13 protein-coding genes and 1 tRNA gene are annotated in these 18,520 nt (G+C 37.4%); 7 read left to right on the forward strand and 7 right to left on the reverse strand.

Going from position 1 to position 18,520, the window contains the following annotated elements; genetic code table 11:
- Positions 1–127: 127 nt before the first annotated feature.
- Positions 128–200, reverse strand: a tRNA-Phe gene (locus V7D82_RS08225).
- A gap of 99 nt (positions 201–299) precedes the next feature.
- Here V7D82_RS08225 and V7D82_RS08230 point away from each other — a divergent pair.
- From V7D82_RS08230 to V7D82_RS08260, 7 genes are all read left to right on the forward strand, one after another.
- Positions 300–1,028: a type III pantothenate kinase gene (locus V7D82_RS08230; protein ID WP_333600496.1), complete on the forward strand. Its 729-nt coding sequence runs from the start codon at positions 300–302 to the stop codon at positions 1,026–1,028.
- Positions 1,025–2,275, forward strand: coding sequence for a hypothetical protein (locus V7D82_RS08235; protein WP_333600497.1), 1,251 nt, complete (start codon positions 1,025–1,027; stop codon positions 2,273–2,275). Before V7D82_RS08230 ends, V7D82_RS08235 begins: the two co-directional genes overlap by 4 nt.
- A gap of 11 nt (positions 2,276–2,286) precedes the next feature.
- The gene (locus tag V7D82_RS08240; protein ID WP_333600498.1) at positions 2,287–3,570 is read left to right on the forward strand and encodes a tetratricopeptide repeat protein; all 1,284 of its coding nucleotides are present in this window, start codon (positions 2,287–2,289) and stop codon (positions 3,568–3,570) included.
- Positions 3,570–4,121: an LPS export ABC transporter periplasmic protein LptC gene (gene lptC / locus V7D82_RS08245; protein ID WP_333600499.1), complete on the forward strand. Its 552-nt coding sequence runs from the start codon at positions 3,570–3,572 to the stop codon at positions 4,119–4,121. The genes V7D82_RS08240 and lptC overlap by 1 nt, the downstream gene beginning before the upstream one ends.
- 2 nt (positions 4,122–4,123) lie before the next feature.
- Positions 4,124–4,321 carry a hypothetical protein gene (locus V7D82_RS08250; protein ID WP_333600500.1) on the forward strand — a complete coding sequence of 66 codons (198 nt, stop codon included), beginning with the start codon at positions 4,124–4,126 and terminating at the stop codon, positions 4,319–4,321.
- A 3-nt stretch (positions 4,322–4,324) separates the two neighbouring features.
- Positions 4,325–5,584 carry a hemolysin family protein gene (locus V7D82_RS08255; protein ID WP_333600501.1) on the forward strand — a complete coding sequence of 420 codons (1,260 nt, stop codon included), beginning with the start codon at positions 4,325–4,327 and terminating at the stop codon, positions 5,582–5,584.
- A 109-nt stretch (positions 5,585–5,693) separates the two neighbouring features.
- Positions 5,694–7,796, forward strand: coding sequence for a peptidylprolyl isomerase (locus tag V7D82_RS08260; protein WP_333600502.1), 2,103 nt, complete (start codon positions 5,694–5,696; stop codon positions 7,794–7,796).
- A gap of 58 nt (positions 7,797–7,854) precedes the next feature.
- Here V7D82_RS08260 and V7D82_RS08265 read toward each other — a convergent pair whose 3' ends face one another.
- The 6 genes from V7D82_RS08265 to V7D82_RS08290 all read right to left on the reverse strand — a co-directional run.
- Positions 7,855–8,775 carry a GYDIA family GHMP kinase gene (locus V7D82_RS08265; RefSeq protein ID WP_333600503.1) on the reverse strand — a complete coding sequence of 307 codons (921 nt, stop codon included), beginning with the start codon at positions 8,773–8,775 and terminating at the stop codon, positions 7,855–7,857.
- Positions 8,776–8,824: 49 nt separating this feature from the next.
- Positions 8,825–10,141 carry a hydroxymethylglutaryl-CoA reductase, degradative gene (locus tag V7D82_RS08270; RefSeq protein WP_333600504.1) on the reverse strand — a complete coding sequence of 439 codons (1,317 nt, stop codon included), beginning with the start codon at positions 10,139–10,141 and terminating at the stop codon, positions 8,825–8,827.
- A 60-nt stretch (positions 10,142–10,201) separates the two neighbouring features.
- Complete coding sequence (locus V7D82_RS08275; protein WP_333600505.1) at positions 10,202–12,985, reverse strand: AsmA family protein; 2,784 nt, start codon at positions 12,983–12,985, stop codon at positions 10,202–10,204.
- A gap of 125 nt (positions 12,986–13,110) precedes the next feature.
- A complete protein-coding gene (locus V7D82_RS08280; RefSeq protein WP_333600506.1) occupies positions 13,111–15,978 on the reverse strand; it encodes an alpha-amylase family glycosyl hydrolase in 2,868 nt (955 codons plus the stop codon).
- Positions 15,979–16,041: 63 nt separating this feature from the next.
- Complete coding sequence (locus V7D82_RS08285; protein WP_333600507.1) at positions 16,042–17,094, reverse strand: SusE domain-containing protein; 1,053 nt, start codon at positions 17,092–17,094, stop codon at positions 16,042–16,044.
- A gap of 27 nt (positions 17,095–17,121) precedes the next feature.
- Positions 17,122–18,520: RagB/SusD family nutrient uptake outer membrane protein (locus V7D82_RS08290; RefSeq protein WP_333600508.1), on the reverse strand; the 1,399-nt coding region annotated here is incomplete at its 5' end.

Consider the following 18,520-nt stretch of genomic DNA (forward strand, 5'->3'; position numbering starts at 1 on the left):
AAATTAGAAAAATAATCCGTAATTATTTTCGAATTTAGTACTATTTTATGAGGATTGCAATATGGCTATGGAAAAGAAAATTGCTTTTTGCATAAAAAAAGCCCGAACAATTATGTTCGGGCTTTTGTGGTACCTCCAGGAATCGAACCAGGGACACATGGATTTTCAGTCCATTGCTCTACCAACTGAGCTAAGGTACCTCGCTGAATGCGGGTGCAAATATAGAACGATTTTTAATTTATCCAAAACAAATAATAAAAAAAATCTATTCGTACCTTCGCGGTATCAAAAACCTTTCTATGCTTTTAGCTATTGATGTTGGAAATACCCGAATTAAAGCCGCTGTCTTTGAAGCCAATACACTTTTAGAGGTAATTGTTTTTGCCAAAGAAGAATTAGATTTAAAGGTTAATTTTATTTTACAACAGTATTCAAAAATTAAAACTATTGCTGTCGCTTCTGTCGGAAATCTTGAAAAAAAGGACTTTTCAGCCTTTGAAAACAAAGCGGCAATTCATTACATTACTCACGAAAGCAAGTTTCCTTTTCAAAACTTATACGCTACTCCCACTACGCTTGGGATAGATCGAATGGTGTTGTCAGCCGGTGCCGTTTTACAATTCCCCAATCAAAACCGATTGATAATTGATGCTGGTACTTGTATCACTTATGATTTTGTGGATTCTACCGACCATTATCTTGGAGGTGCCATTTCTCCGGGTATCCGGTTACGCTATGAATCGTTACATCAATTCACGGCAAAGTTGCCATTGCTAACTAAAAGTTATCCCGATAACTTCATCGGAAATTCAACAGAAGAATCCATACATTCGGGAGTCGTGAATGGTATAATTCATGAAATCGACGGCTTTATGGAACAATATAAAACCCAATACGCTAAATTTATCATAATTTTAACGGGTGGCGACGCAGAATTTTTGGCTAAACGATTAAAAAATACCATATTTGCCAATTCAAATTTTCTGCTGGAAAGTTTGAACCAAACTTTTCAATACAATCAAAAATGATTAAAAAAATTGTAGTAAGCTTCTGTTTACTTATTTCATTGACCGCTTTAGCTCAGGAAGGAACGTCATCTCCTTATTCTTTTTACGGGATTGGCGATGTTAAATTTAAAGGAACTGTCGAAAGTCGATCTATGGGAAGTATATCGGTATTCCCGGACAGTATTCATATCAATCTTCAAAATCCTGCTCAATTGGCCAGTCTTAAGTTAACTAACTTGGCTGTTGGCGCTACTTACCTTAACACTCATTCCCGTTCTGAAACACAAACCGAAAAAGCAAGAAGAACTTCTTTAGATTATCTTGCGGTTGGTATCCCTGTTGGAAAACTAGGCATTGGTTTGGGACTTATCCCTTATTCTTCTGTAGGATATAAAATCCAGAAATTATCAGACGATGCCACCCCTATTTACTCTAAATACAACGGAATTGGCGGAGTGAGTAAAGTGTTTTTGGGTTTTGGTTATAAACTGACTAAAAAATTCAACATTGGAGCTGATGTTCAATATAATTTTGGAACGATTGAAACAACCAATTTACGTTACCAAAGCGGCATTCAATATGGAACCAGAGAAAATAACCTGTCCGATTTACAAGGTTTTAATGTGGATTTTGGTTTAACATATCAAACAAAATTAAACAGCAAACTCTCCTTTTTCAGTAGTTTGGGCTACACCCCCGAATCAAAAATAAAACTGGCCAACACCCGTAGTATTCAAATTGTTCAGTTTTTAAGTTCCGGAGCTACCAGCGTCATTCAAAGTGAAGATATTCCTGTATCAGACACCTCTATAAAACTTCCTTCAAAAATTACATTTGGATCGGGTTTTGGTGAAGTGAAAAAATGGTTAGTAGGTGGTGAAATAACATTCATGAACACCAATGTGACTTCAAATCGTTTTACGGACATTTCCGGTTCCTCATTTGAAAACTCCATCCGATACAGCATTGGAGGTTATTTTATTCCAAATTATAATTCTTATTCTAATTATCTTAAAAAGATAGTGTATCGTGGCGGATTGCGTTATGAAAACACCGGCTTAGTGCTACAAAACAAATCTATCACTGACTTTGCCGCTAACATTGGCTTGGGGCTTCCTTTAGGCGGTACTTTCTCGAGCATTAACGTTGGTCTTGAGGTAGGTAAAAGAGGTACCGTTTATTATAATTTAGTTGAAGAAAATTATGTAAATTTAAGCATTGGTTTATCGTTAAGTGACCGATGGTTTGTAAAACGCAAATACGACTAAACAGTAAAATTATGAGAGTATTTTTTTTCTTAATCGGCTTTTTGTTTATTGGGAATGTCAACGCTCAAAAGTTTGATTGTGCTGCAAAAACAAAAGAATATCAGAATCTTTTTTTACTGAAAAAAGTGAATGACTCCTATGCTGTCTGGAGCGAGGTGAGAAAAAATTGCCCAAAAGACAGCGAAACACTTTACAGCGAAGGATTGCAGATTTTGCAATATCAAGTCGATAATGCTGCCTCAAGCGAAGAAAAAGAAAAACTGGTAAACAATGTCATGAAATTGTATGACCAATACAATGCCAATTTTCCGTTAACCACTGCCGATTTTCAAGTACGCAAAGCCATGTTCCTATACAACAACAGTGCCCGTACCAAAGAACAAATGGACACCGTTTTTACTTTATTAGAAAACGGATTTACCAACGCTTCTAAAAGCATTACCGATGCTAACGCCATCTACATCTACTTTAGTTTGTATTTTGACAAATACAAAGCCGGCGACAAAACGGTTACTGCTGCTATTGCTTTAGACAAATATTCGCTTGTTAATTCGCTGCTTACAGAATTAGAAGTTTCAAATCCTAACAACAGTAATGATTACAAAACCGCTCAAAGAGGCATTCAGGCTTTGGCAAAAGAATTGACATCCTGTCCAAATCTGACAGCCTATTACGAAAAAAACTATCCCACCAATACCGAAAATTCGGCTTGGATTGCCAATGCTGTAAGTAGTCTTACCGAGAATTGCAGCACTACCCCGATTTACTTTACATTGGCTGAAGCCAATTACAAAAACAAAGTCACTTCAAAATCGGCTTATTACATGGGGATAGCCAATGTAAAACAACGAAAATTTACCGAAGCCATTACCTATTTTACCGAAGCAGAATCCTTAGAAACCAATCCTTTGGAAAAAGCAAAATTAGATTATTCGTTGGCCACCGGATTGCTTAGCAATGACAAAGCAAAAGCAAAAGAACTATTGAATAAAGCCATTACTCTTGACCCTACAATGGGAAGGGCTTATTTATTTTTAGCAGACTTATACAGCAACAGTGCTGACGAGTGTGGCAAAACTGATTTTGAAAGGAAAGCTGTAAATTATTTGGCCATAGCAACGTTGAAAAAAGCAGCCACATTTGAACCAAGATTAAAGGCCTCAGCCGATAAAATGACTGAGAATTTTGCCAAAAAATCACTTACACCGGCAGAAATCACCAAAGCTAAAATGAACGGAAAATCAATAACCATCGGTTGTTGGATAAATGAAACCATTACATTTCCGTCTAAATAATGAGTCGCTTTTCCAAAAATAACATTCCTTTCGTTTTAGCAATACCCTTTTGTATGCTGATAGTCGCTTGTGAAAGCAATTTTCGCGATGTGCAAAAAATGGGCATTGCTGAGTTTACCCCAAGCGGAGATGCGGATTCCATCAATTTAAAATACACCGATTCCGGCAGAATAACCGCCAATTTGGTCAGCCCAAAAATGCTCGATTATGCTACGGTAGAATTCCCGTTTACAGAATTCCCAAAAGGCATGCATTTAACGTTATTCGACAAAAACGGAAAGCAAACCTTTGTGGTAGCTGATTATGCCATTTCGCATAAAGCCACCAACCTGATTGATTTACAAGGCCACGTAAAAATCTCCAACCAAAGCGGCGATTTGCTCGAAACGGAGCAGTTGTATTACGATCAAAAAAACGAATGGTTTTTTACCGAAAAAAAGTTTAAATTTACTTCATCAAAAGGAGTTTCCTATGGCGAAGGCATTGATTTCAGTAAAGATTTCAAAAAAGTAAATTCACAAAAAATATCAGGAGAAGTCCAATCACAATAACTATGAACTATTTAAAATTCACCCAATACGCCTACTTGATTGCCGGAGTTCTTGTAGCCATCGAAAGCTATAATCAGTACCAAGCGGGCAACATGAACAAAGCCATCATCATGGGCATTTTTACCTTAGTGGCTATTTTTATGTTTTTCTTCAGAAGGAATTTCGCCAATAAATTTCAAGAACGAAATAAAAAACCCTAAGGTATGGAAGCCGGAATAATCATACTGTGTCTGATACTTTCCGCCTTTTTCTCCGGAATGGAAATCGCTTTTGTTTCCTCCAATAAAATATATCTTGAAATTGAAAAAAAACAGGATGATTTTATTTCCAAAATCCTAACTAAGCTTACTCAAAAACCATCCAAGTTCATTGCTACCATGCTTGTTGGCAACAACATTTCGATGGTAGTGTACGGATTTTTCATGGGCGATTTGCTGATGCATTGGTTCCTGACCTTTGGGTATCACTTTTCAGATTTGACCAATTTATTATTGCAAACCACGATTTCTACTTTAATCGTTTTAATGACTTCTGAATTTTTACCAAAAGTTTTTTTTCAGATTTATGCCAATACAGTCATCAAAGTTTTTGCGCTCCCGGCTTATTTTTTTTACAAACTCTTCTATTACATTTCGTCCTTTATGATTTGGATTTCGGATTTTATTCTGAAGAAATTTTTCAAAACCGAAGGCGACCAAATCAATCTTTCGTTTAGCAAAGTCGAGCTGGGCAATTACATTTCAGAACAAATGAACTCGGTAGAAGACCACGAAAGTGTGGATTCTGAAATTCAAATTTTCCAAAATGCGCTCGAGTTTTCAGCTGTAAAAGCACGAGACATCATGACACCGAGAACCGAGTTGGTTGCGGTTGACTTATACAGCTCGATAGTCGATTTAAGAGAGCTTTTCATCAAAACCGGATACTCCAAAATCTTGATTTATCTCAATTCGCTTGACGATATTGTTGGCTATGTCCATTCGTTTGAATTGTTTAAAAAACCCAGAAGCATCAAATCCATCATGATTCCGGTAGAATTTGTGCCGGAAACTATATTCATTAAAGATGTGCTGAATTTGCTTACAAAAAAAAGAAAGAGCGTGGCTGTTGTTTTAGATGAATATGGCGGAACTTCTGGCATCGTCACTATAGAAGATATTGTAGAAGAGCTTTTTGGCGAAATTGAAGACGAACACGATTCGGATGAAGAATTAATTGAAACACAGTTAGACAATGCTATTTACCTGTTCTCCACAAGATTAGATGTTGAATACCTTAATGAAACCTACAAACTCAACATTCCGGAAAGCGATTCTTATGGAACTCTTGGTGGTTTTATTGTCGATTTTTCTAAAGAAATTCCACAAAAAGGAGACCAAATCACTATTGGAAACTTCCAATTTATAATCGAAGAAGCAACAAATAAGAAAATCGAATTAGTAAAAATGACACTATTGGATTAGCTTCTTTAAAAAAAATCAAAAATTAGTTGAAATTATAACTATGTGAGTATTATTATTTCACATATAATTGTATTTTCGCAAACTGAAATAAAATTTAACAAGAATAGAAATGGCAGTTTTATCAAAAATTAGAAAACGTTCAGGTTTACTTTTACTGGCTATAGGTTTTGCATTATTATCATTTGTAGTGCAGGATTTGTTTACCAAAGGTTTTAAAAGTTTATCGAAAGACGTAGGAAGCGTTAATGGAAAAGATATTTCTTTTGAAGACTTTAGAGTAAAAGTAGCAAATACTGAAAAAAACAGTCAAGGGCAAGGTCAGACAATGACTTCGGTGCAAGCTTCATCACAAGTTTGGAATCAAGAAGTAAACATTGCTTTGCTTTCGACAGAATTTGAAAAATTAGGAATCCGTGTAGGCGAAAAACATATTGTTGAAGTATTGAAATCGAACCCGCAATTCGGGCAAAATCCAATGTTCCAAAATGCTGCCGGTAAATTTGATTTAAACAAATTCAAAGACTACTTTAAAACAAATCCGGAAGGAATTCAGATGTTGAAAGACCAAGAGAAAGACGCTGAATTAAATGCAAAATATCAAATCTACAACTCCTTAGTAAAAGGAGCTATGTACACCACTGAAGCAGAAGGAAAATTCAAATATGAATCTGAAGCCAACAAAGTAACCTTTGATTTTGTTACCGTTCCCTTTTCATCTATAAAAGACAGTGATGTCAAAGTAACTGATGATGAAATCATTGCTTACATGAAAACCAAAGAAAAGAAATTCAAATCAGAAGAAACTCGTGAATTGGATTATGTTTTGATAGAAGACAAACCATCAGCTCAAGATGAAGCTGAAATCAAGAAAAATGTTGATGCGCTGTTATTGCCGAGCGTTCGTTACAATAAAGAAACGGGTAAAAACGACACCATCCCAGGATTCAAATCAGCTCCGGATAATGCTGAATTTGTAAATGCCAATTCGGATATTCCTTTTGATTCCACTTACATCGCAAAACAAGATTTACCGGCAGAAAACGCGGATGCTTTATTCAATTTGCCAATTGGTGAAATTTATGGTCCTTATATATTTAAGAATCACTATTGCATCTCTAAAGCTTTAGGTAGAAAAGCCGGAGCTAAAGTAAAAGCCAGTCATATCTTAATCAGTTGGGAAGGAACAAAAGTTCCAAACAAAAAAGAAAAAAGAACGAAAGAGCAAGCCAAGGCTAAAGCAGAAGGTTTATTAGCACAAGCACAGGCAAACCCTGGAACTTTTGGATTCTTAGCTATGGCAAATTCTGATGATTCATCCGCACAACAAGGTGGTGATTTAGGCTATTTCGCTCCCGGACAAATGGTAAAACCATTTAATGACTTTGCATTCAATAATCCGGTTGGAAAAATTGGTTTAGTAGAAACTGAATTTGGATACCATATTATTCAGGTTACCGACAAACAAGACGCTGTTAAATTAGCTACTATTGCTCAAAAAATTGAACCGTCAGAAGCTACTAATGATAAAATCTATACTCAAGCAACTAAGTTTGAAATGGATGCCGCTAACAAAGATTTTGCTGCTTTGGCAAAACAAATGAAACTAACGGTAAATCCATCTGTAAGAGTAAAAGCCATTGACGAAAGTTTTGGTTCTGTGGCCAATCAAAGACAAATTGTTAAATGGGCTTTCGCCAGCGATACTAAAATTGGTGATGTAAAACGTTTTGAAATTGTAAACGTAGGACACGTTATTGCCAAATTGAAAAAAATCACAGAAAAAGGCTTAATGGCTGTTGAAGAAGCAAGACCACAAGTGGAATTGATTTTGAAAAACAAAAAGAAAGCAGAAAAAATCAGTGCTAAAATGACTGGCGCTTCATTGGCTGCTATTGCTGCGGCTAACAAAGTAACCGTTCAAAATGCCGTTGATTTAACTATCGAAAACCCAGCTGTTCCTGGTGCAGGTTTTGAACCTAAAGTAGTTGGAACTGCATTTTCAGCAAAAGCTGGTCAAGTTTCTAAACCAATTGAAGGTAATTCTGGTATTTATGTAATCGTGACTAAAGCGGTGACTAAAGCGCCTGCTTTAAAAGACCACAAAGACTATATTGCCAAAGTACAACAACAAGTAGTAAACTATGCAGGAAGAGTAATGCCAGCCTTGAAAAATGATGCTGATATTGAAGATAACAGAGCTGATTTTTACTAACAGTTACTGAACCATAAATAAAAAACCCTGAAGAATTCTTCAGGGTTTTTTATTTGGTTTACTCTAAGATCATTTCAGAATAAGGAATGATGGTTCCAAAACCTTTTTGCCTGAAGTATTCCGTTGGATTCTCTTTGGAAATGCTCATCACAAAATCACCTCCCCAAGCTCCTAAACTTTTTATTACTCCGTCAAAATCAGAAAAAAGGGTTTCTTTGATGGTAGTCAATTCTAAAATATTGCTCAATTCTATCTCATGATGTTGCAGTGCCAAAGCAAACTCTTTAGGTTCTGTTGCTTCAACAACTGTTTTGGTAATAGCATTGATAATTGGTATTGATTTGCTAATATTGCTATGTTTGCTGTAATAAGACGTAATCGCATTCCGGCTATTTTGCTTTTTATTCAGATAAATGAAAAAGATTTTATCGGCAAAACCGGGCTTGAAATTCACAGTCTCCACTACTGGTTTATCATTCACCAACTGATAAATAACTCCCGAACTATTTTGAGCGCAGGCAATATCATAACCACTACCGCCAAAACTTCTTTTCAGCAGCTCAAAGGCATCTATTTGCAGCCATTGCGCAATATTGTTAATTAAGGTAGAAGAGGTTCCTAAACCCCAAATTTTGGGAAAAGTCAATTCGGTTTTTATTGTATATCCCTTAGTGGTTGTAATAAAATCAGAATGCATTAAATACGCTTCGTGTAAAATCTCAATTAGTGTATTTTTAATGCTGGTTGTATCATCAAAACGCTCTTTGCGAATAATTGAGGTAAACGGAATGGTATCTTCAAACCAAATACTCCCGTCGCTGTCATAACTCGTCCAATGAATAAGTTGCTCCTCACCTTCTCCAACAATTAAATTCTGACCATATTTTGTGGGTAACGCAAAAGCTTTAGCACCATCCAATACTACATATTCTCCGGTGATGAGTAGTTTCCCGTTGCTGTAAAAAGTCTTTTTACTCACAATTTTAAAATTTGTTTTTTAGTGTTCGTGAATCTTCAATTTCAAAAGTTTACTTTCTTAGATATTCAATCAACTCCACTACAGAAGCATGAGAAACTGTGTGATTTTCAAAATGCTTAGCAATCGCTTTTCTTTCGTCGGCCGTTGCTTCGTATTGATTCAATATATTATTCAGATGCATTTTCATATGGCCTTCCTGGATTCCGGTGGTGGTTAACGATCGTAAAGCGGCAAAATTCTGTGCCAATCCGGTAACCGCAACAACCTGCATCAATTCCTGAGCAGAGGGTTTCCCCAGTATTTCCAAAGCCATTTTCACCAACGGATGTAATGAGGTCAAACCCCCTACTGTGCCTAAGGCTAGCGGAATTTCCATCCAAAAAGTAAAGATGTCGTTTTCAATTTTAGCATGCGACAAACTCGAATAGTTCCCATTTCTGGAAGCATACGCATGTACTCCGGCTTCCACGGCACGGAAATCATTTCCGGTGGCCAGCACTACCGAATCAACTCCATTCATAATCCCTTTATTATGCGTCACGGCACGATAGGGTTCTATCTCAGCAATGCGAACCGCCTGAACAAACTTTTCGGCAAACTCTTGTGGATTTTCTATTTTTTTTTCCGCCAGTTCTTCTATTGTACAGGAAACTTCGGCACGAACAATACAATTGGGAACAAAATTAGACAAGATGCTCATCACAACCGTAATGTCTTTTTCGATTGGAGAAAACTCATTGTAATGAAGCGCTTCTTCCTTTAAAGATTTAGCCAATTGCTCCAAACACGAATTGATAAAATTCGCACCCATGCTATCCTTCGTTTCAAACGTAACATGTAGCTGGTAGTAATTTTCTAATTCGCTGGTTTTATCTCTAAGCTCAACGGATAAGATGCCACCGCCGCGCTTTTGCATGTTTTTGGTAATACTCTCCGTTGAAGCTATTAGGCTATCCTTTTTTAATTCAAAAAACTTTTGAAGTTTACCAGCCTCTCCTTTAAATAAAAAGTGAACCTGTCCAATTTTTTCAGTGTTCAAAACCGTAGCTTTAAAACCACCCCTTGTGCTCCAAAACTTGGCCGACTTAGCCGCCGCCGCTACCACAGAACTTTCTTCAATAACCATCGGCACCGAATAATACTGATCATTAATCAGGAAATTGGGCGCAATACCCATTGGAAGATAGAAGTTGGTAATAGTATTTTCTATGAATTCATCGTGCAGTTGCTGCAATCGGATATCGCTGTTCCAATACTGTTTTATAATCGCCACAGCTTCTGCCGGATTAGCAAAATATTCATTGGCAATCCAATCGATTTTAGCGTCTTTCGATAATTTGGAAAATCCTGTAACGGCAGTATTCATAAGCAGTAACTAATATTGGCTACAAAGATAAGGCATAGCAAGTTGGTTTTAGCCATCAAATTATTGTGGTTTTGTTTCGGTTGGCAAGGGTGTTGGGACTTGACCGTCATATTCGGTTTCTTTTAAATCTTCGGTTTGTTTGCCTAGTTTTATGATGGGATTATCCTGAGAACCGGTTATTTTAATTGGAATGCCAAAGATCCCGAAAGGCGGTAATCCCAATCGCATTTTGATATTCAACTTCCCATCAAAACTTGTTTGGCCTTCAATTCGCGGACGGAAACCGGCAACCTTAAACTTGAATCTTTCGATATTAATGATGTTATTTTTAATCGTCGTTTTAATATCTACCTGAGATAAATCGGGGTTTTTCATGGCGTCTTTCCCAGTCTTTTTGCTGACAGCACCAAACATTTTAAAGCCTTTCATTTTGACTTTCTTCACGGATAACGTTCCACCTCCGGTTAAGGATGGATATATTGGTTTCATATTATTATCCAAAATTCCGGCTACTTTATAATCTAGGGAGATAATTCCTTCCGCATTTTCGGCAGCGGTGGCCATTTCCCGGAACAGTTTTACTTCGTTGTAAGCGCGTTTTACATCAAAGTCTTTGGCCAATACTTTAAAATCAAAGAAAGCTTTCTCTGTCGATTGACTACCATAAACCACATCCATATTGACAGTACTGCCAATCAAATCGAAGCCTGAATTTTTAAGTTCTAATCTGCCTTTGTTGATGTTCATTTTGCCTTTCAAGTTCTCCAATTTCAAATCCTGAAAATTGACTTTATTCGCCGTCGCATTAAACTGCAAATCAAAATTGGAGGGAATCACCACAACTCCGGTTGGCGAGGTTTCAACCGTTTTCGTTTTAGTAGAATCGGTAACGGTGCTTGCTGGTGCTGTATTCGACATGAATTCATCCACATTGATGTAATTCGACTGCAACGTGAAATTCCCTTTTAAAACCGCTTTACTGGTCAGAGCAAAATCAATTACGTTTTGCAGATACCCATTCATCTTGAAATCGGATTGGCCGTAAGACGCATTGAAATTCCGGAAGTTCATTTTATCCTGATGAAACACAAATGTTCCGTCATTGATAATAAAAGGTTTTGGCAAATATTCCGAAGTGGTTTTGATGTTTCTGAGTTGCAGCGTACCGCTGTTTTGCAGGTTTTTATAACGACCGTTCATCGCATCATCCTGTGAACCTTTGAACGAAACATCGGCTTTGACATAACCTTCGACATTCAATCCTTTTCGGGAAAAAACTTTGTAGATTTTGGCCAAATCCAACTCACCTTTGGCTTTGATATCATACTTGATGTTGTCAAAATTTTGCAGTTTGGCATTGACATAAATTGGCTTGCCTTCAAATAAGAAAGAAGCCGGCGTGATGTTGATTTTCAAATCTTTCATCGAGCCTTCGGTATCTAAAATAGTGGCCTGCACATTAATATTTTGTATCGGATTTGGATAATAAATAGATTTCACGTAGCCGTTTTTCAACGAAATCTGGCCGTTAGTAACCGGAATTTTGTTGTGCCTTTTGTCATAAACCCCATCGGATTTGATGTTCATCACCAGTATCCCTTTCAAGTCCATGTTTTTCAATCCCAGCGCTCGATCCATTTCGGCCAAATCAATTCTGGACGTAATTCGGGCAGCCACTTTTGGCGTTGCTAATCCTTCAGTTTTGATGATGGCTTTTAGATAATCTTTCCCCACATTGAAGAAAACGGAATCAATATTGACTCTCAATTTTTCGGTATCCAACGAGGGTAATTTGGTGTCAAAATTCAAAAAGATATTCGAAGCCGGAAGCGGTGCATTGTTGTAATTGATAAACCCGTCGCGGATTTTCATACGGAATGCCAAATCGGGTTTTTGATTTTTGGAAGCGATGTATTTTCCTTTCAGGGTCAGCAGCAAATCGGTGCTGCCTTTTACTTTTGATTTATCGAGCCAGGTTACATAATGCGGTGGCAAAGCGGTGAAGAAATCGTTGAGCTTGCTGTCTTCGGATTTGATGTTGAAATCCATATCATAGCCATTGCTCAGGAAATCAAATTTCCCTTTGAATTCTACCGGAAGTTTGTTGATTTTCAGATTGTTTTGTTCAAACACAAACGCCAACGAATTGGTGTTGATTTTGGTAATCAAATCGGCATTGACTTTTTTGTTTTTCAGGTATTGCTCGCCATTGTAGGTAAAATCAAAGGATTCAATTTTGGCTTCGGTATATAAATCGAAAATGGATTTATCTAAATCTCCGTTACCGATATATTCAAACCCGCGGGCGTCAATCAGCATCTTGGTTGATTTGTCATCATAGACCAAATGGGCATTTTCTATGTCAATTTTTTCTAGTCGCAGTGCTGTATTGCTGGTCGTATCTTTTTCAGTGGTTTTGGCATCAGAGATGTAAACGTTGTAATTGGCTTCTCCTTTTTCATTGACTTTTACATTGATAAAGGCATCGGAAACATAAATCTTATCGATGTTGACTTTTTTATCAAAAAGCAAGGATCTTATATTAATTCCGAAAGACACTTCGTTGGCAGAGAGTAACGTTTCTTTTTTATACGGAGCAGAACCTTTAAGCGAAAAGTCAGTAAGGGTAAGGGTTAAAGATGGAAAGTGATTGAAAAACGAAAGGTTGGCCTCTTTGAAATTCAGTTCGCCTTCGAGTTTTTGATTGGCAAATGATTTTACTTCTTCGGCAATTTTCCCTGGGAAAAGTATTGGAATTAAAAAGAGCAATAAAAGAATACTCCCAATCGTAATTCCGGTAATCTTTAATATCTTGACAACTACTGATTTTGGCGTTTTTTTCATGCTTCAAAAGTACTATTATTCAAAAGACAGACAAAGAAGATTGAATAGAATCTGTCATAAAAATACAAAAAGCCACGTTATGAAAACGTGGCCTTTCAAAAATAATTATACTAACTAATCTAACCTTACTGTTTTATTAACTTCATTGTTTTGGAGTGGTTATTGCCATCGGTAGCTTTTACCAAATAAATCCCTTTACTCAAATCCGTTACGTTGTATTGATAATCTTCAAGTTGACCGCTGTTAAATGATTTTACCAATTGACCTGTGACAGAATAAATCTGTACCCTGTTCGTATTGGCATTGATGGTGAAATAGTCTGAAGTTGGATTGGGAGCCAAAACAACAGCTTCTAAAGCGTTAAAGTCTTCGGTTCCTAAAGCTAGATCATTTCCATAGATTCTAAATCCTCCCGGCTCAATAGTTATCGTCATAGCCTGATTGGTTACCGACATAGATGTATTGTCCATCAAGTTATACCAAGTCCCTGGGTAAGGGAAATCAGCTGTAATGTTTTGAGAAGCCACAGAGAAATTGGCTAGAATCACTACATTTTTAAGTCCTGATAAAGAAGCGTCATAGATATAAACTCTTTGACGAATATTATTAGTATTTGGGCTTATGGCATAATCTCCGTTAAAAACAGCGTTGTTCTTTTTAAGGTCAATCATTTTGGCCCAATTGTTATAAATCGCAGATCGTTGAGCCACACCAAGCCAGTTGCCTGTCCATTGTGGTTGCTGTTTGGTGGCTAATTTACAATCTCCTGTAGTCGTGTCAGATTCGGTATTCACTGTACCATCAGTACAGGCATAAATAGAAGTATTCATTCCTAAATCGGCAAAGTGCCAAATCATTTTTGGTCCTGGAACCAGAATAGAAATAGCTCCAACAGCGGACATTCTGTAAAGAGAATTGTTTAAATTATTTAATGGCGGTGCTGTCCCTGAACCATTGCCGTAGGTCATGGCTGAGTACATTAATCTTTCTTTATCGTGACTTTCCGGATAGCCCATAACACGTTTTCCTAAGAATGATGCTCTGGATTTGTTTCCGATTCCTGAGATATCACCACCTGTTGAATAGCCTTCAATAAGTTGTGAGTATGCATAGGTCATTTCTCCCCACATCATTACCCCTTTTGAAATTCCGTCTGCATCCCCACTATAATGAAAGTTGGCCCATTCTTTTTCTTCACTTTCGATTCCTAAATGCTCAAAAATCACATAATGATACGGATCTAAAGACCAGGAGTAATTGGCATAATCTTTAAGGATACCAACTCTGTCTGCCTGATAAGCATTTGTACAGGTATCATCTCCGGAAGAGCAAGCTTGCGTAAATCCTTTGGTTAAATCCCAACGGAAACCGTCAATTTTAAACTCCTGTACCCATTGTTTAATGACTCTTTTGGTATAATAATTTGTATAAGCTGACAGGTGATTAAAGTCATTACCAACACCATAACTATGTTTAGCAAATTCATTAAAATAAGGATTGTCAGAAGCAGCATCGCCCCAGCCATCTCCATCAGGATCTTTCATCCACATACGCACTAACGGGCTTCTGCCAAAAGCATGGTTTAATGCCACATCCAGAATAACTGCGATTCCGTTTTGGTGGCATAAATCAACAAACTCCTGCATTTTAGCTTTGGTACCATAAAATTTATCTAAAGCCAAATGATACGCCGGATTATAACCCCATCCTTCATCGCCTTCAAACTCCATTACCGGCATCAATTCGATAGCGTTTATTTTTAAATTTTTAAAATAATCTATTTTATCAATTAAGGATTGGAAGTTTCGGTTGGCATCAAAATCACGAATCAGCACTTCATAAACCACTAAATTGTCTTTGTTTGGTTTCACAAAATTTGTAGTAGCACTGCTCCAGGCATAAGGCGTTTGGCCGGTTTGCAAAACAGTAACTTCTCTTTCCTGACCCGCTGGATAAGTTGGCATATTCGGATAGGAATTGGCAGGAATATAAGGGTCATCAAATGGTGATAGCACTAATGTTGAATAAGGATCGGCCGTTTTTACGACAGCCGGTGAATTGGTTGTTGGCGTTGCGTCAACTACCCAATATTGATAAGTATAATTTGTTCCTGAAGTTAAACCAGTTAACTCCAACCAAAATTTATTGGTTGACGGATCTCTTTTCATTAAATAACTGTTATCCGGTTGATAGTTATTAAAACTTCCGGCAACGTAAACAAAATCTTTTCCCGGAGCTGTCAAAACTAAAGTAGCTTTGGTGGCATCAGAAGTATTGTAATTTATTCCATCCTCAAGGTTTGAAGCCATCGCTTGAGAAGTGGTTCCTGCATTTACAATTACGCCGAATTTTTTAGAAAACGTAGTGATTCCCTGGGTAATTTGCAAATCATAAGTTTTATTAACCGTAACATTTGTATCCGTATAACTAAACGAAGTTGCGGTAGCGGTGCTGATGCTTACTCCATTGGCCAATAAGTTATAACTAGCATTGCCATTGGTATTAGTAGCGGAAATAGTGAAATTTTGACCACTGTTGATAATTGTATTACTATATTCTGCCGGAGTGACCAATGTAGATTGGAAGGCTCCAACATCTAATGTATAACCACTTGCCGGTGCTTGTACATTTCCAGCTGCATTACGGAAAACCATATTTATTTTGGTTATGGAGCCCGAAGACACTCCATAATAACTCATGATACTTGGAGTTAAATCTAATTTATAAATATTGCCCGAAACTAATGTTAGGGCTGGTTGTGTTGTATTATTTCCCCAACTTCCTTTTACATTTTGCCAAGCTGTTCCGTTAAGCGTGACTCCTGTATGGGCATAAATTGTTCCTGTATAAGTAGCCAAATCAGTTCCTGTTTTATCAAAAAGGATAGTAGCCGAAGCTGTTGCATCAGGAGTTATCCCCCCTTGCCACGAAACTTGACTACTAACTGAATTGTAAATAAGAACCGTTACTAGTAAAAACCATATTTTTTTCATAGCTGAAAATTTTTATAAAAAAGGGCTTTCAACAGAAAGCCCTTTTGTAACTTATTAATTATATTATAGAGCTGTAAGCGAATAAGCATACTGTCTTGGATTGCTTAAATCCAAAACCACATGATAATTACCGCCAGCAGCAACAGATAAATTTGGACCATCATAGTTCATAGAACCATCTCCATCAGGATCACCTCCTAAATTGATTGTCCAAGCACCATTCGCTCTGAATTTAAATTCTCCAGCAGTCATAACAACATCACCTTCCCAAGTTTTGTTGGTAGCATTGTATGTTAAATTAGTACTGTTATCCCAACCTAGCGGTGTTGCAGCTCCAATAATACCCCAATTGGTAGGCTCTACTGTGTATAATAATGTAGTGGTATTGGCTCTAACTCTGTAATATCCTGCAGTAGCTGAACAATCAGACTCACCTGTCAAGGCTAATACCCCTGAAAAACTTCCGTCATCACCCCAGTCAGGATTTCCCCAGTTGAAGTTACCAGCAGCATCTGGAGCAACAAATTTGAATCCACCATCTAACCAAATAAATCCTTCATAGTCTGTTGCACCAAAAGCAGAAGAGGCTATTCTTGGAGCTGTTGGAGGATTCCACCCTTGGTGATTTCCAGGTACTGACAATTTTGGCAAATCTGTAGAATACGGTGTTACTAAATAAGTAATCACATCTGAAAATTTCTCTTCGCTTCCGGTTGTACCTACTGTAGAACGAACTCTAATTTCAAGACCTCCTTGAGTAAAAGGGGTTAAACCAGCACCAACAGATGCTCCATTTAAAGCGTCTGAAGTAACCGTAACATAGGTATTCGTTGTTGTTACTAAATCGATTGGTGTGTCAAAATTATCTCCCGACTTGTCAACCTGAATCGTGTAGGTCACTTCTGTTGGAGTTCCGTAGTCCATATCTTCCCAAGTCATTGATAACCCCGGATTGGTAGGAGTATCGGGACTTAAAATTACGGCATCACCAGATACTGGAGAAAGAATTCTAAACTCACCCGTATTGTTGGCATATTTTAAATCTTGTTCATCTGTACAAGAAGCAAAACCAGCTATAATGGTTACTGCTACTATTGATTTTATTATATTTCTCATTGTTATGTATTTAAATTTATTATACTATTAATATCCTGTGTTTTGAGTCAAATTGGGATTGGAAGCTAATGATTGTGCTGGAATTGGGAATACTTTCAGGTTGTTTGAAATCGCAATTCCATTAGAACCATTTCCTTTCCATGCCCAGTTGTAACTGCCTCCAGTATATTTTCCAAAACGAATCAGATCCTGTCTTCTGTGAGCTTCCCAGTGCAATTCTCTGGCTCTTTCATCTAAAATAAAATCAAGAGTTAAATCACCCGCAGAGACATTGGCAACTGTACTACCATTATTAGCTCTTTCTCTTAGTGCGTTTACATAGGTTACCGCTTGAGAAGTTGTGGCATTTGAGGCACCTCTTACAGCACATTCGGCATACATCAAATAAGCATCGGCTAATCTAAATAAAGGAAAATCTGTATCAACAAAAGTAGAACTAGGTCCGGCCACACCGGCTGATGATCTGTTAGAATACTTAGCCAAAACATAGCCTTGATCTCTATTGGCAACATCCGCAATTTCAATATCCCTCGTGCCTGAAATAATTGTTTTTCTGGTATCAGTATCAAAATCACTTCCGTCAAATTTTTGAACAAATTGTTTTCTCAAACGCAGGGCACCGCCCCATCCACCTGAACCAACTCCTAAAGAAACTCCATTTTGCTCAATAGAACCTACTTCTCCATTAATCATTACAGTAGTTGGGCCATAGGCCTGAGTAACTTGTCCATCAGCCTGAAGGGTGAAAATCATTTCCGGTGAAGTTTGATTATCCGTTTTGAAGTTATTCAAATAGTTAGGATTCAAGGTATATCCACCAGCAATAATGGCATTACATTGAGTAACACAATCATCATATTTTGGGGTACCTATGTAGACTTCTGCATTCAAATAAATTTTTGCCAAAATCATTCTGGCAACAGCTTGATCTAATCTTCCATATTCATTAGTTCGCGGAGCTTTCAAATCAGGTAAAACAGCATTCAATTCGGTTTCAATGAATGTAAACAATTGCTGTCTGTTATACTCCGGTCCGGCAGTATTAATAGGGTCTGCTTCTGTAACAAAAGGAGCTTTACCAAATAAATCCATTAAATTGTAATAGGCAAAAGCTCTCAAAACCCTAACCTCATTTCGATAGTCCGCAACAGCACTTAAAGTAGCGGCATCGGTAACACCTCTTCCACTCAACTTCTCTGGAGTAGTTTGTCTCAAATATTCATTTGCCAAGGCTACTTCCGCCATAGTTCTACTGAACATTCCAAGGATTACCGGATTGCTGGCATTCCAAATGTTTCTTTGCAACTCTCTAGTTCCCGGGTCATTTTCATAACTCCAAATTACCTCATCTGTGGTTAAGTCCTGCATATACCACAAACATCTACCAAACTGACTGGTACCTGCATCAATTCCGACAAGGAATGAT

The sequence above is a fragment of the Flavobacterium sp. genome, from assembly GCF_036741995.1.
Taxonomy (GTDB): Bacteria; Bacteroidota; Bacteroidia; order Flavobacteriales; family Flavobacteriaceae; genus Flavobacterium.

Coding starts and splice junctions, on each gene's coding strand:
- V7D82_RS08230 (WP_333600496.1), top strand. CDS start 300: ATGCTTTTAGCTATTGATGTTGGAAATACCCGAATTAAAGCCGCTGTC.
- V7D82_RS08235 (WP_333600497.1), top strand. CDS start 1,025: ATGATTAAAAAAATTGTAGTAAGCTTCTGTTTACTTATTTCATTGACC.
- V7D82_RS08240 (WP_333600498.1), top strand. CDS start 2,287: ATGAGAGTATTTTTTTTCTTAATCGGCTTTTTGTTTATTGGGAATGTC.
- lptC (WP_333600499.1), top strand. CDS start 3,570: ATGAGTCGCTTTTCCAAAAATAACATTCCTTTCGTTTTAGCAATACCC.
- V7D82_RS08250 (WP_333600500.1), top strand. CDS start 4,124: ATGAACTATTTAAAATTCACCCAATACGCCTACTTGATTGCCGGAGTT.
- V7D82_RS08255 (WP_333600501.1), top strand. CDS start 4,325: ATGGAAGCCGGAATAATCATACTGTGTCTGATACTTTCCGCCTTTTTC.
- V7D82_RS08260 (WP_333600502.1), top strand. CDS start 5,694: ATGGCAGTTTTATCAAAAATTAGAAAACGTTCAGGTTTACTTTTACTG.
- V7D82_RS08270 (WP_333600504.1), bottom strand. CDS start 10,141: ATGAATACTGCCGTTACAGGATTTTCCAAATTATCGAAAGACGCTAAA.
- V7D82_RS08275 (WP_333600505.1), bottom strand. CDS start 12,985: ATGAAAAAAACGCCAAAATCAGTAGTTGTCAAGATATTAAAGATTACC.
- V7D82_RS08280 (WP_333600506.1), bottom strand. CDS start 15,978: ATGAAAAAAATATGGTTTTTACTAGTAACGGTTCTTATTTACAATTCA.
- V7D82_RS08285 (WP_333600507.1), bottom strand. CDS start 17,094: ATGAGAAATATAATAAAATCAATAGTAGCAGTAACCATTATAGCTGGT.